This is a genomic window from Streptomyces sp. NBC_01635 (genome assembly GCF_045209715.1).
Taxonomy (GTDB): domain Bacteria; phylum Actinomycetota; class Actinomycetes; order Streptomycetales; family Streptomycetaceae; genus Streptomyces; species Streptomyces hirsutus.
The window spans coordinates 1,308,082-1,321,675 of record NZ_CP109277.1; the positions used below are offsets into that span (position 1 = coordinate 1,308,082).

10 protein-coding genes are annotated in these 13,594 nt (G+C 72.6%); 6 read left to right on the forward strand and 4 right to left on the reverse strand.

Features of this window, described 5'->3' with window-relative positions:
* Positions 1-3 precede the first annotated feature (3 nt).
* A complete protein-coding gene (locus tag OHB56_RS06385; RefSeq protein WP_406352120.1) occupies positions 4-1,023 on the reverse strand; it encodes a hypothetical protein in 1,020 nt (339 codons plus the stop codon).
* Between the two features lie 218 nt (positions 1,024-1,241).
* Between OHB56_RS06385 and OHB56_RS06390 the strand changes: the two genes are divergently transcribed.
* Positions 1,242-3,521 carry a heavy metal translocating P-type ATPase gene (locus tag OHB56_RS06390; RefSeq protein WP_406352122.1) on the forward strand — a complete coding sequence of 760 codons (2,280 nt, stop codon included), beginning with the start codon at positions 1,242-1,244 and terminating at the stop codon, positions 3,519-3,521.
* A 329-nt stretch (positions 3,522-3,850) separates the two neighbouring features.
* On the forward strand, positions 3,851-4,516 hold the full coding sequence (locus OHB56_RS06395; protein WP_360032441.1) for a phosphatase PAP2 family protein: 666 nt from the start codon (positions 3,851-3,853) through the stop codon (positions 4,514-4,516).
* A 257-nt stretch (positions 4,517-4,773) separates the two neighbouring features.
* Here OHB56_RS06395 and OHB56_RS06400 read toward each other — a convergent pair whose 3' ends face one another.
* From OHB56_RS06400 to OHB56_RS06410, 3 genes are all read right to left on the reverse strand, one after another.
* Positions 4,774-5,889, reverse strand: coding sequence for a Gfo/Idh/MocA family protein (locus tag OHB56_RS06400; protein WP_406352125.1), 1,116 nt, complete (start codon positions 5,887-5,889; stop codon positions 4,774-4,776).
* A 184-nt stretch (positions 5,890-6,073) separates the two neighbouring features.
* On the reverse strand, positions 6,074-6,919 hold the full coding sequence (locus OHB56_RS06405) for a response regulator (RefSeq protein WP_326751374.1): 846 nt from the start codon (positions 6,917-6,919) through the stop codon (positions 6,074-6,076).
* A complete protein-coding gene (locus tag OHB56_RS06410; RefSeq protein WP_406352127.1) occupies positions 6,916-8,730 on the reverse strand; it encodes an ATP-binding protein in 1,815 nt (604 codons plus the stop codon). Before OHB56_RS06410 ends, OHB56_RS06405 begins: the two co-directional genes overlap by 4 nt.
* Positions 8,731-9,187: 457 nt before the next feature.
* Here OHB56_RS06410 and OHB56_RS06415 point away from each other — a divergent pair, with 457 nt between their 5' ends.
* The 4 genes from OHB56_RS06415 to OHB56_RS06430 all read left to right on the forward strand — a co-directional run bounded on the left by OHB56_RS06415 (position 9,188) and on the right by OHB56_RS06430 (position 13,556).
* Positions 9,188-10,171, forward strand: a complete 984-nt coding sequence (locus tag OHB56_RS06415; protein ID WP_326756907.1) for a tripartite tricarboxylate transporter substrate binding protein — start codon at positions 9,188-9,190, stop codon at positions 10,169-10,171.
* Positions 10,168-10,704, forward strand: a complete 537-nt coding sequence (locus OHB56_RS06420) for a tripartite tricarboxylate transporter TctB family protein (protein ID WP_406352129.1) — start codon at positions 10,168-10,170, stop codon at positions 10,702-10,704. Before OHB56_RS06415 ends, OHB56_RS06420 begins: the two co-directional genes overlap by 4 nt.
* A 1-nt stretch (position 10,705) precedes the next feature.
* Positions 10,706-12,199 carry a tripartite tricarboxylate transporter permease gene (locus tag OHB56_RS06425; protein ID WP_406352130.1) on the forward strand — a complete coding sequence of 498 codons (1,494 nt, stop codon included), beginning with the start codon at positions 10,706-10,708 and terminating at the stop codon, positions 12,197-12,199.
* 256 nt (positions 12,200-12,455) lie between these two features.
* On the forward strand, positions 12,456-13,556 hold the full coding sequence (locus OHB56_RS06430) for a GDSL-type esterase/lipase family protein (RefSeq protein ID WP_406352131.1): 1,101 nt from the start codon (positions 12,456-12,458) through the stop codon (positions 13,554-13,556).
* Positions 13,557-13,594 lie beyond the last annotated feature (38 nt).

Below are 13,594 nucleotides of genomic sequence, written 5' to 3' on the forward strand. Positions count from 1 at the left end.
GGTTCAGTGGCCGTGGCCTGCTCCTCGGTCGTCGTCGCCGGGATGATCCGAGGTGCCGGCGTCCGGTGCGGGAGTCCTCGCTTCCGTGTCCGTTCCCGCTTCCGCCCCCGGCTGTGTGCCCGCCCGGACCGTGAACGCCGCGGTGCGGACGACTCCGTCGTGCTTGAAGTCCAGGAACAGCCGGTAGCTGCCGACGCTGGGCGCCGTGGCCGCGAACGAGACCGTCGGGCCGGGCTCGGTCCTGCCGTCTCCGGGTTCGCCGCTCGGGTGGACGTGCAGGTGGGCGAGGTCCCCGGAGCGCAGGGCCACCAGGTGGCCGTAGGCGCCGAGGTAGGGCTGGAGGTCGGTGACCGGCTTGCCGTCCCGGGAGACGGTCAGGTTCAGTTCGGTCCTCCGCCCCGACCGCAGTGTCCCGTCCAGCCGGACCTCGTAGCCGTCGACGCGGGCCGTGTCGCGGGGAGCGGGCAGCTGCTGCGGCCGGTAGGGGCCGGAGGCGGCGAGATCCGCGCCGAGGGTGATGTTCCCGGCACCCTTCTTCGCCGGCGTGAAGTCGGCGAAGACCCGGTAGCCGCCCGCCTTCGGCAGGTCGACCGGGGTGCTCCAGGTGCCGTCGGCGGCGCGCGCGGGGTGCAGATGGCGGTAGGTGAGCAGGTCGCGCGAGGCCACGATGAGATGGAGTTCCTTGTCGTGCTCGCGCTGGTACTCGGTGACCGCCCGCCCCCTCTCGTCCCGGACGGCGAATCGCAGGTCGGTCCGGTGGCCGGCCTCGACCCTCGGGGTCCTCAGGTCGAGGGTGTAGCCGTTCTCCGAGACCTGCAGGCCTCCCGCCGGGGTGGTCTCGTGCCCGCCGTGGCCGTCCTGCTCGTGCGGCGCGGATACCCCGGGAGCGTGCTGCTCGTCGTGCGCGGAGGCGGGTGCACCGTCCTTGACGACCGGGTCCAGCCCTTGGCCGACGCCGTACGCCGCGCCGAAGGCAGCGGCCAGGGCTGCGGCGAATGCGGTGATCTTCAGTCCGGTCTGCATGGCCGTCTCTCCTCGGGAACAGCGCGTCCGGCCCGGCTCCGGGTCGGTGTCCACACACCTCACGATACCCCCAGGGGGTATTGAGTCAAGGCCGGACAACCCTTGAATCACATACCTCCGGGGGGTATACCTGAACGTGCGGGAGGGGATACCCCCGACCCGTATACCGCGGCCACCGTCGGATACGTCCCGGTCGGCCCTCGTCCTCAGGAGCGCTCATGACCGTCCATACAGCCGGCCCCGGTGAAGAGACCGGCGCCGGGGCCGCCGAGGGGCAGGTGGAGCTGGTCATCGGCGGGATGACCTGCGCATCGTGCGCAGCGCGGGTCGAGAAGAAGCTCAACCGGATGGCCGGGGTCACCGCCACCGTCAACTACGCCACCGAGAAGGCCCGGGTGTCGCACCGCGAAGGCGTCACCGTGCAGGACCTGATCGCCACCGTGGAGGCGACCGGCTACACGGCACAGGAGCCCGCGCCGCCCGCAGGCGAGGACGCTCCGGCCCCGGACGCCCCCGACGAACTCCGTTCGCTGCGGGAACGCCTGGTCACGGCCGTGGTGCTGTCGGTGCCCGTCGTGGCGATGGCGATGGTCCCGGCCCTGCAGTTCGAGTACTGGCAGTGGCTGTCCCTGACGCTCGCGGCACCCGTCGTGACCTACGCAGCGTGGCCCTTCCACCGGGCCGCCCTCACCAACGCGCGGCACGGCGCGGCCACCATGGACACGCTGATCTCGGTGGGCACCTCGGCGGCGTTCCTGTGGTCACTGTGGGCACTCTTCTTCGGCACCGCGGGCACCCCGGGCATGACCCACCCCTTCGAGCTGACCATCACCCGTTCGGACGGCGCCGGGAACATCTATCTGGAGGCCGCCGCGGGTGTCACCGCGTTCCTCCTGGCCGGGCGGTACTTCGAGGCGCGCGCCAAGCGGAAGGCGGGCGCGGCGCTGCGGGCGCTGCTGGACCTGGGCGCGAAGGACGTCACCGTGCTGCGCCCGGACGGACGCGAAGAGAAGGTTCCCGTCGAGGAGTTGACGGTGGGCGACCGTTTCCTGGTGCGTCCGGGCGAGAAGATCGCGACCGACGGTACCGTCCTCGAGGGCACCTCGGCGGTGGACGCCTCCCTGCTCACCGGCGAGTCCGTCCCCGTCGAAGTGGGTGCCGGGGACGCGGTCACCGGGGCCACCCTGAACGCGGGCGGACGTCTTGTCGTGGAGGCCACCCGGATCGGCTCCGACACTCAACTGGCCAGAATGGCACGGCTGGTGGAGGACGCGCAGAACGGGAAGGCTTCGGCGCAGCGGCTCGCGGACCGGATCTCCGCGGTCTTCGTGCCGGCGGTGATCGCGCTGGCGCTGGGCACGCTGGGCTTCTGGCTGGGCAACGGTGCCGGACTCACCACCGCCTTCACCGCGGCCGTCGCGGTGCTGATCATCGCCTGCCCGTGCGCCCTCGGGCTGGCCACCCCGACCGCGCTCATGGTGGGCACCGGACGCGGCGCGCAGCTCGGCATCCTCATCAAGGGCCCCGAGGTCCTGGAGTCCACCCGCCGCGTCGACACCGTCGTCCTGGACAAGACCGGCACGGTCACCACCGGCCGGATGACCCTGCTGGCCGTGCACCCGGTCGCGGGCACCGACGAGTCCGAAGTACTGCGGCTGGCAGGCGCGTTGGAGCACGCCTCCGAGCACCCGATCGCCCGTGCCGTCGCCGACGGGGCGCTGGAGAAACTGGGCACCCTGCCCGCTCCGGACGACTTCGCCAACGTCCCGGGACTCGGCGTCCAGGGAGTCGTGGACGGCCACGCGGTGCTCGTCGGCCGGGAGCGGCTGCTGGAGGAGTGGGAGATGAAGCCGTCGGCGGGCCTGAACCGGGCCCGGGAGGCCGCCGAGGCGGCCGGGCGCACCGCCGTCCTGGTGGCCTGGGACGGCGAGGCGCGTGCGGTGCTGGAGATCGCCGACGCCGTGAAGGAGACCAGCCCCGAGGCGGTACGCCGGCTGCGCGCGCTCGGGCTGCGGCCCGTCCTGCTGACCGGTGACAACGAGGCGGTGGCCCGGTCCGTCGCCCACCAGGTCGGGATCGCGCCGGAGGACGTCGTCCCGGAGGTGCTGCCGCAGGACAAGGTGGATGTGATCAAGCGCTTTCAGGCGGAGGGCCGTTCGGTCGCGATGGTCGGTGACGGGGTCAACGACGCCGCCGCGCTGGCCCAGGCCGACCTCGGGCTGGCCATGGGCACCGGTACGGACGCGGCGATCGAGGCCGGCGACCTGACCCTCGTACGGGGCGACCTGCGGGCCGCCGCGGACGCGATCCGGCTCGCCCGCCGCACCCTCGGCACGATCCGGACCAACCTGTTCTGGGCCTTCGCCTACAACGTCGCCGCGCTGCCGCTGGCCGCGGCCGGACTGCTCAACCCGATGATCGCGGGAGCGGCGATGGCCTTCTCATCGGTGTTCGTGGTGGGCAACTCCCTCCGCCTGCGTACCTTCCGGGCGGGCTGACGGGACACCGCCGTCGGGGGGGAAGGGTCGAGCGGCGCACCGGGGGAACTCGGGCGGACGCCGGCATCCCGTACGGCCGGTTCCCGGCGGGTCCCCCGTACGGCCGCGTCCAAAAGCTCGCACGTACGGGGCCGTACGGCGCCTGGCCGCGCCGTTCCGGGCAGGCCGGTGCGGCGCGGTCGCCGGGCGTGCCGGCGGGGGTGCGCGAACGTACGGGGCCGACCACGCGTACCGTGGGCACCTGGTGATTCCCGGTCCGCGGTGCGGGTGTGCCCAGCGGGCCCCGGACGCGCGGACCCTGCTCCACCACACCACCGCGGGAGAGACGAATGAGCGAGCCGACCACCACCGACCAGGGCGGAGCCCGCCCGCTCACGACGCCTGTGCCCCCCGCCGACGGCCTCCGCCGGGTGGTGTCCGCCGTCCTCAGTGATCTCAGGTCCGTCGACGGCGCCCTGTACGCGGCGGTGGCCGCCACTCCCACTCCCACCCTCGACCGGGCGCTGCGCCGTCTCTCGCACGCCGCCGACCACTCGAAGATCTCGTTCGCCGTCGCCGGTGCCCTCGCCCTGGGCGGGTCGCGGTCGCGCCGGGCCGCGCTCGTCGGGGTCGGGGCCATAGCGGTGGCGTCGGCGTCGGCCAACATCCTCGGCAAGCGCCTCGTCCGCAGGGACCGGCCGGACCGGGAGGCCGCCCGGGTGACCGTGGACCGGCACGTCCCGATGCCGACGTCGGCCTCCTTCCCGTCCGGGCACACCGCGTCGGCGGTCGCTTTCGCCACCGCCGTCGGTACGGTCCTGCCCGCCGCCTCCGTCCCGCTCGGCGCACTGGCCGGCGCGGTCGGCTACTCACGCATCCATACGGGCGTGCACTACCCGGGTGATGTCGCCGCCGGCGCGGTTCTCGGCATCGCGAGCGCGGCCACCGCCCTCGCCGTGGCATCGGCCCGTCTCCCCCACTCGTACGGGAACTCCAGGCCGCTGCGGGGGCAGTGACCGGCGTGCGCCCCAGGGGCTGCCGCCAAAGGTCCGGTCGTTCAGCCGTTCACCCGTACGGCTTGCGGGACTCGAAGGCCTCGGAGTCGCGGTGGCGGACGTGGCACAGGATCTCCGTGCCGCTTGCGGAAGTGACCGGGACGGCCTCACCGCGGGACGGCCTCACCCCGGGACGGCCTCACCCCGGGACGGCCTCACCGCGGGGTGACCGGCGCGGAGACCGCGGGGGACACGCTCGGCGTGCTCGGCGCGGGCGCTCATGCGTGCTCCTTCGGAGCCCAGTCGGGGTGGTCGCCGTGCATGGCCGTGTGGAAGGGGTCGCCGGCCGCGATCTCGCCGGCCCGTACCGGGCGGCCGGTGAACGCGGACTTGTACAGGGCGGCGGCGAACTCGATGGTGTTCCGGGCTTCTTGACCGCTGCCCGGCGGCCGGACCCCGGCGTCGTAGGCGTCGAGGAGGGCGCCGAGCTGGGCCGTGTGCGAGCTGGGTACGTCGTGCGGCGGGGTGCGCCAGGCAGCAGCGCGTGCGGCGGGGACGTGCCGCGCCGGAGTGTACGACCAGTCGTCGTTGCGGTGTCCGTACAGGTGGGTGAGCTCGACCGTGGCGTCGGCGCAGTCCACGCGGACGCGGCTCACCTCGTCCGGCGAGAGCACGCTGTTGACGACGGTGGCGAGGGCGCCGCCGCGGAAGCGGACCAGGGCGGTGGAGACGTCCTCGCTCTCGGTGTCGTGGACGAGCCGGCCCGCCATGGCCCGTATCTCCCCCCACGGGCCGAGGAGATGGAGCAGCAGGTCGTACTGGTGGATACCGTGCCCCATCGTCGGCCCGCCGCCCTCGGTGGCCCACCGCCCGCGCCAGGGGACGGCGTAGTACGCGGCGTCCCGGTGCCAGGTGGTCTGGCAGTGCGCGACCAGCGGGGCGCCCAGCGCACCGCTCGCGATCAGTTCCCGGGCATGGACGGAGCCCGAACCGTAGCGGTGCTGGAAGATCACGGAGGCGTACGCGCCCGACGCCTCCTCCGCCGCCGCGATCTCGTCGTACTCGGCGAGCGACAGGCACAGCGGCTTCTCGCACAGCGCCCAGGCTCCGGCCCGGAGCGAGGCCACCGTCTGCTCCCGGTGCAGCGACGGCGGCGTTCCGATCAGCACCAGGTCGGGGCGTACGGCATCGAGCATCACCTCCACCGAGGCGTACCCGGCGACCTGCCCGCCGGCCAGTTCGCGGAAGGCGTCGAGCCTGTCCGGGTCCACGTCGACGGCGGCCACGAGTTCGGTGCGGTCGGTGTGGGCCCGCAGCGCCGGCAGGTGGCTGTCGGCGACGATGGCGCCGGTGCCTACGACGGCGACGCGGCGGCGGACAGGGGGCAGGGACATCGGCACTCCTCCGGACGGTCGGCGGGCCCACGCTGCCGACGGGCTCCCGGAGAGTCCTCGCCGAACCTTTAGAAAGCGCTTGCATCCGCTGCTCGACCCTAGATCCGGGTGCGGGCGGGGACAACCCCGCGCCGTGGGCGAGTTCGCCCCGCACGAGGCCGGGCCGGGGCGCCGGCCCGTACCTCTACGCCCGCGCCCCGCCACCCGAGCGGAGCCCGTCGGCCCGGTCCCCGGCCTGCCCGTCGGCCTGCCCGTCGATCTGCGGTGCGGGCTGCCGCCGGGTCCCCCGGCCGGGCCGGCCCTCCGGCGGTCCCAGGAACCGGTAGCGGCGTTCCGGCCGCCCTGCCGCCCCGTACCGCAGGGAGACCTCGGCCCTGCCCACGGTGTGGAAGTGCTCCAGGTAACGGCGGGCGCTGACCCTGGAGACACCGGTGAGGGCGGCGCACTCGGTGGCCGACAGCGTGCCGTCGGCCTCGCGCAGGACGCGCTCGACGAGTTCGGCGGTCTCCACGCTCATGCCCTTGGGCAACGCCGGCGCCGTGGTCACCGGTACCGGCGCTCCGGCCAGGACCCGGTCGACATCGGCCTGGCCCCGCACGACCGCGCCGAGCAGCCGGCCGCGCCGGACGGCGTACCGCTCCAGTCGTGCCCGCAGGTCCTCGGACTCGAACGGCTTCAGCAGATAGTCGACGACCCCCTGGCGGACCGCACCGCGCACCGTGCCGGCCTCCCGCGCGGCGCTGATGACCATCACGTCGCAGTCGTGTCCGGCGCTGCGCAGCCGGGGAATCACGTCGAGGCCGAACAGGTCCGGCAGATACAGGTCGAGCAGGACCAGATCGGGACGGAGTCCGTCCACCGCGGCGACCGCCTGCTCGCCGGTGCCGGCGACGCCGACGACCCGGAATCCCTCGACGCGTTCGACGAAGGCGCGGTGCACCCGGGCCACCATGAAGTCGTCGTCGACCACGAGCACGTCGATCGCGTCGGCGCCCGCGGATTCCGCGTACTCGCCATATGTGCTGGTCATCGTCCGGCTCCTTCCGCCACCGCGTCGGCGAGGTGGCTGACGGTCATGCGGGCGGTGAACATCGCCCCCTCCGGGGTGTTGGTCACCGAGATCTCACCGCCGTGACGTTCGCAGACGAGGCGGGTGAGCGCCAGGCCGATACCGCGCTCGCCCTCCTGGGCGGCCTTGGTGGTGAAGCCGTGCTGGAAGACCTCACGGGCCAGCTCGGGGGCGACACCGGGGCCGGAGTCGCGCACGACGATCTCCACGCTGGCGGCGTCGTGGCGCAGTTCGACCTCGACCCAGGCCCCATGCCCGTCGTCTCCGGCCCCGTCCCCTGCCCCTGCCCCTGCCCCGGCCCCGGGGTCACCCGCGGTGGCCGCCGCCGCGTCCACCGCGTTGTCCACGAGGTTGCCCACGACCGTCGCCACGTCGGCGGCGTCCTCGGGGGCGAGCCGGTCCAGGGCGGTGCTCTCGGAGATGCGCAGGCTCACCCTGCGTTCGGCGGCGAGCGAGGCCTTCGCCGTCAGCAGGGCGGCGAGGGCGGTGTCCCGCACCCTCCGACTCAGCGTGACGTCGAGGGACTGGCGGCGCCGGCTCAAGGCCCGGACGTAGCGCACGACCTCGTCCTGTTCACCGATCTGGATGAGCCCGGAGATCGTGTGCAGTTGGTTGGCGAACTCGTGGGCCTGGGCGCGCAGCAGTTCGGAGGAGCTGCGGAAGGAACCGATCTCCCGTTCCAGCCGGGCGAGTTCGGTGCGGTCCCGCAGGGTGGTGACCGAGCCGAGGGAGCGCCCGTCCTTCGTGACGGTCATCCGGTTCATCACCAGCACCCGGCCGTTGCGGACGACGACCTCGTCGCGTCGCCGGCCCGTCTCGTGCGGCGGCCGGTCACCCGCTCGGGGCCGCGGCCGGTCACCCTCCCGGTCCTGCGACCGGCCACCGCCCTGCTCCCGTGTCCGGTCGGTCCGGTGCGGTGGCCGGCTCCCCGCTTCGTGCTGCATCCCGGCGAGCACGTCCCGCAACCGCCCGTCGATACCGAGGGCGTCCAGGCTCTGGCCCACGCAGTCCTCGGGCAGGGCCAGCAGACGGCGGCCCATCTCGTTGACCAGGGTGAGCCGGTGCTGCGGGTCAAGGGCGATCACACCCTCGGCGATGCCGTACAGCATGGCTTCACGGTGTTCGGCGAGTCCCGCGATCTCGCGCGGCTCGAGGCCGAGGGTCTGCCGCTTGACGCGTCGCGCGAGCAGCCAGGAGCCGGCCACCCCGAGCCCGCTGGCGATACCCAGGTAGGCCAGCAGATACGAGGAGGCGCCGCTGAGTCGCTGCCACACCGTCGGGTCGGCCGCGCCGATCATCACCGTGCCGAGGTGGCGCCCCAGATTGTCCTGGGTCGCGCCGAGCACCGGCACCTGGGCGACCCGCTCACGGCTGCCGTCGAGCGTCAGCGGGCCCGACCAGCCGCGACCGCGCACGGCGCCCTCGCCCGAAGGCAGCCGGTCGCCGATCACCGTGGGATTCGTGGAGGCGACGATCCGGCCGTCCGGGCCGGCCACGGTCACCGAGGTGACCCCGGACTGGGTCTGGGTGGAGTTCACCAGCGCGGCCAGGGCCTCCCCGGGCACCGGTCGCACCAGCCTGCTGCGCACCAGCGGGTTCGCGGCCAGCTGTTCGGCGAGCGCGCCGACCCGGCGGCCCTCGACCCGGTTGAAGGTCGCCTCCGACTGCGCCAGGGAGACCGCGGCGACCGCCAGCAGCACCATCACGACGATGGCGAGTTGGAGCACCAGCATCTCGCCCGCGAGGGTCTGACGACGGAAGGTGACGGCCACGACGTACTCGATCTCTCCTGTCGGCGGGCCCGCCGGCCGACGGACTCTCCCTGCCGACGGGCTCTCCGTTCGGCGACGCGCCCGCGCCCCGGCGGGCACGACGAGGCGCGGCGCAGGTGGTGGGCGCCCCATCATGGCGCCCACCTGTGTCTCTCGGGAAGGGATGGGCCCGGGTGAACGTGCGGAGGCGGACACCGGAGGGCCCGGCCACGCGCCCGCGCAATGGGCCGTTGGGCCGCTGAAGCGCTGAAGCGCTGAAGCGCTGAAGCGCTGAAGCGCTGAGGCAATGAGGCGCTGAGGCGCTGAGGCAATGAGGCGCTGACGCAATGACCAAAACCTCCGTTGGTTCCGCAAGCGAGACAGCCGGGCGGCGCGCGTGCACCATGTGGCGCACGTCACCCACCCCCACAGGGCTCTGCGTGACCCCCAGACGATCGACCGACAGGTGGTGGCATTCGTGCGCCTGCGCACCCCCCTCGCCCTGCTCGGGGCCGCCGTGCTGGTGCTCGTGGGTCCGCCGCTGCTCACGACCGGCAGCGGCACCGAGACCGGCACACAGATCCCGGGCCTGCGCTTCATGGTTCCCAACACACCCGGCGGCGGCTACGACATCACGGCCCGTACGGCCGCGAAGAACGCCGAGGACGCCGGGCTCACCCACAACATCGAGGTGTTCAACCTGCCCGGCGCCGGCGGCACCGTCGGTCTCAGCAGGCTGGTGAGCGAGCACGGCAACGGCAAGCTCGCCATGTCGATGGGCCTCGGCGTCGTCGGCGCCGTCCGGTCCAACGACGCGCCGAAGACCCTCGCCGACACCACCCCCGTCGCCCGGCTCACCGAGGAGCAGGACGTCGTCGTGGTCGCCAGGAACTCCCCGTACAAGACGATCGACGACCTGATCGGCGCCTGGAAGGAGAACCCCGGCAAGGTGCCGGTGGGCGGCGGTTCCTCGCCCGGTGGGCCCGACCATCTCGCGCCGATGCTGATGGCGCGTGCCGCCGGGATCGCCCCGAAGCAGGTCAACTACATCCCGTTCGACGGCGGCGGTGAACTGCTCGCCTCGATTCTCGGCAACAAGGTCGGGTTCGGCGTGTCCGGCGTGGGCGAGTACCTCGACCAGATCAAGGCGGGCGAGCTGCGCCTGCTCGCGGTCACCGGACCGGAGCGGGTCCCCGGGCTGGACGCGCCCACCCTGCAGGAGGCGGGATACGACGTGAACTTCACCAACTGGCGGGGCATCGTGGCCCCTCCGGGTCTGACCGATGCCGAGCGCGACCAACTCATCGCTCTGATACAGGAGTTGCACGACTCGAAGGAATGGCGCGCGTCCATGAAGCAGAACGGCTGGGACGACGCCTTCCTGACGGGTGAGGAGTTCGGCGACTTCCTGGACGCCGAGGACAAGCGTGTGGTGTCCGTTCTGAAGGAGCTCGGACTGTGACGACACCGACCACCGACCTGTCCCCCGCGCCCGCCGGACGGCGCTCCTGGTTGCGTGACCACTCCGAACTCGGTGTGTGCGTACTGCTGTTGATGCTCGGTGTGCTCGTCCTGACCGACGCCCTCACCATGGACGTCGACATCACCCAGCGCGGCCCCGTCGGACCGAAGACGGTACCCGTCGTGGTCGGCGCCGGACTCCTCGTCGTCGCCGCCCTGCTCGCGGTGGACGTGGTGCGCGGCGGGCGGGGCCAGGCCGAGACCGGCGAGGACGTCGACCTGTCCGAACCCGCCGACTGGCGCACGGTGCTGCTGCTCACCGGGGTGTTCCTCGGTTCGGCCGTGCTCATCGAGCCGCTCGGCTTCCCCGTCGCCGGCGCGCTGCTCTTCTGGGGGGCGGCCTTCGCCCTCGGCAGCCGCAGATTCGACCGCGACCCGCTGATCGCCGCGGTCGTCTCCCTCGTCGCCTACACCGTGTTCAACAACCTGCTCGGAGTGCCGCTGCCCGGTGGTCCGCTGATGGGAGTGCTGTGACGTGAACGCCCTCACCTCCCTCCTGGACGGCTTCGGTACCGCCCTGACCCCGATCAACCTGCTGTGGGCCGCGATCGGTGTGCTGCTGGGCACCGCGATCGGCGTGCTGCCCGGCATCGGCCCGGCGATGGCGGTGGCGTTGCTGCTGCCGGTGACGTACGGCCTTGACCCGATCGGCGCGTTCATCATGTTCGCGGGGATCTACTACGGCGCGATGTTCGGCGGTTCGACCACTTCGATCCTGCTGAACACACCGGGGGAGAGCGCCGCCGTGGTCGCGGCCATGGAAGGCAACCCCATGGCCAAGTCGGGTCGTGGCGCGCAGGCGCTGGCGGCCGCCGCGATCGGCCACTTCGCGGGCGGCATGATCGGCACGGTTCTGCTGGTCGCGCTGGCGCCTGCGGTCGCCGAACTCGCCGTGGACATCGGAGCTCCGGACTACCTCGCCATCATGGTGCTGGCGTTCATCGCCGTGACGTCGGTGCTGGGTTCCTCGCGGATCCGGGGGCTGGCCTCGCTGCTGATCGGCCTGACCATCGGTCTGGTGGGCCTGGACCAGATGACCGGCCAGCAGCGGCTGACCTTCGGCTCTCTCCAACTGGCCGACGGCATCGACGTGGTGATCGTCGCGGTGGGCCTGTTCGCCATCGGCGAGGCGCTGTGGGTCGCCGCGCATCTGCGGCGCAGGCCGCCCGAGCCGATTCCGGTGGGCCGGCCGTGGCTGGGCCGCGACGATGTGCGGCGCACGTGGAAGTCCTGGGTGCGCGGCCCGTTCATCGGCTTCCCGTTCGGCGCGATCCCGGCGGGTGGCGCGGAGATCCCGACCTTCCTGTCGTACGTCACGGAAAAACGGCTGTCCAAGCACAAGGACGAGTGGGGCAAGGGCGCCATCGAGGGCGTGGCGGGGCCGGAGTCGGCGGCGTCCGCCTCGGCGGCCGGCACGCTGGTGGCCATGCTGACGCTGGGTCTGCCGACCACCGCGGTCGCGGCGGTGATGCTGGCCGCTTTCCAGCAGTACGGCATTCAGCCGGGCCCGCTGCTCTTCGAACGGGAGCCCGACCTGGTGTGGGGCCTCATCGCCTCGCTGTTCGTCGGCATGGTGCTGCTGCTCGCCCTCAACCTGCCCCTGGCACCGGTGTGGGCGAAGCTGCTGCACATCCCGCGGCCGTACCTCTACGCCGGGATCCTGTTCTTCGCGGCGATCGGCGCGTACGCGGTCGGCGGCGAGGTGATCGATCTGGTGACCTTGCTGATCATCGGTCTGATCGGCTTCGGTATGCGGCGATACGGCCTGCCGGTCCTGCCCGCCGTCATCGCCGTCATCCTCGGCCCGGCCGCCGAGCAACAGCTCCGCCGCGCCCTGCAGATCAGTGACGGCAGCGTCTCGGGCCTGGTCAACACACCCTTCTCGGTCACCGTGTACGCGATCATCGTGCTGCTGCTGGTCTGGCCGCTGCTGATGAAGGTGGTGACCCGCCGGCGCGCCGAGCGCTGATCCCGGTCACGGGGTTCTCCTCGAGGGCATGTCATGGGCGTGGCGCACAGGTGCGCCACGCCCATGAGGCACAGGGAAACCGTGAGGGACCAACCGAACGGCACCCGGCGGAGCGACCGCACGCACCCCACCGGGCCGACCGTACGGACACCACTGCCCCGGCGCTCCCTCGCTCCAACCTCTTGACGCGTAACCGACAAGGGTGGCTTGATACCCCTGTGGGAGCGCTCCCATATTGCCCAGGGAAGGGAACACCATGCGCGTCACCGACCACTTACCGCTACGGGTTCTCCTCGCACTGACCGCTCTGCTCCTCCCGTTCGGCCTCACCCTCACTCCCCCCTTCGCGCCCCGCGCGGCCGCCGCACCGGACGCGACCCCCGTCCGCGTCATGCCGCTGGGCGACTCGATCACCGGCTCACCGGGCTGCTGGCGGGCCCTGTTGTGGAACCGGTTGCTGGACGCCGGCCATACGGACATCGACTTCGTCGGCACCCTGCCCGGCCAGGGCTGCGGCGTGGCGTACGACGGCGACAACGAGGGTCACGGCGGCGAACTGGTGACCAACCTCGCCGACCAGGACCTGCTGCCCGGACGGCTGGCGGCGACCCGACCGGACATCGTTGTCATGCACTTCGGTACGAACGACGTCTGGAGCAGCGTCTCCCCCGACCGCATCCTCGCCGCCTACACCAAGCTGGTGACTCAGATGCGGGCGGCGAACCCGGACACGCGGCTCCTGGTCGCCCAGATCATCCCGATGAACCCCGCCGGCTGCACCGGCTGCGCCCAGCGCGTCGTCGACTTCAACGCGCGGATTCCCGGGTGGGCCGCGGAAACGAGCACCACCCGTTCCCCGGTGACCATGGTCGACCAGTGGACGGGCTTCGACACCGCCACCGACACCTACGACGGCGTGCACCCGGGCGACGCCGGCAACGAGAAGATCGCCGCCCGCTGGTACCCGGCCCTGGCAGACGTCCTCGATCAGGGCGTCCCAGGCGACCCCGGTGATCCGGGCGACCCCGGTGACGACGCCACCTGCACCGCGTCGTTCCGGGCCGGTTCGGTCTGGCCGGGCGGCTACCAGGCCGAGGTGACGGTACGGAACACCTCCACCGTCGCGCTCACCGGCTGGACCGTGACGGTCGCACCGGCCGACGGCGCGCGGCTGACCCAGGTGTGGGGCGGCACGCTCGACGGCTCCGCGGACGGCACGGCGACCGTCACCGACGCGGGCTGGAACGGCGCCCTGTCTCCCGGCGCGAGCACTTCCTTCGGCTTCCTCGCGAGCACCCCGGCAACGTCCGGGGCGCCGGCGGCAACCGTCGGCTGCACGGCCACGGCAACCTTCTGAACCACGGCGTACGGACAGCAGCCCCTCGCACAGCCGCC

Bases quoted from the DNA above. Each gene is read 5' to 3' on its own strand.
- OHB56_RS06400 (WP_406352125.1), bottom strand. From the start codon at position 5,889: ATGTCCCTGCCCCCTGTCCGCCGCCGCGTCGCCGTCGTAGGCACCGGC.
- OHB56_RS06430 (WP_406352131.1), top strand. From the start codon at position 12,456: ATGCGCGTCACCGACCACTTACCGCTACGGGTTCTCCTCGCACTGACC.
- OHB56_RS06405 (WP_326751374.1), bottom strand. From the start codon at position 6,919: ATGACCAGCACATATGGCGAGTACGCGGAATCCGCGGGCGCCGACGCG.
- OHB56_RS06390 (WP_406352122.1), top strand. From the start codon at position 1,242: ATGACCGTCCATACAGCCGGCCCCGGTGAAGAGACCGGCGCCGGGGCC.
- OHB56_RS06385 (WP_406352120.1), bottom strand. From the start codon at position 1,023: ATGCAGACCGGACTGAAGATCACCGCATTCGCCGCAGCCCTGGCCGCT.
- OHB56_RS06395 (WP_360032441.1), top strand. From the start codon at position 3,851: ATGAGCGAGCCGACCACCACCGACCAGGGCGGAGCCCGCCCGCTCACG.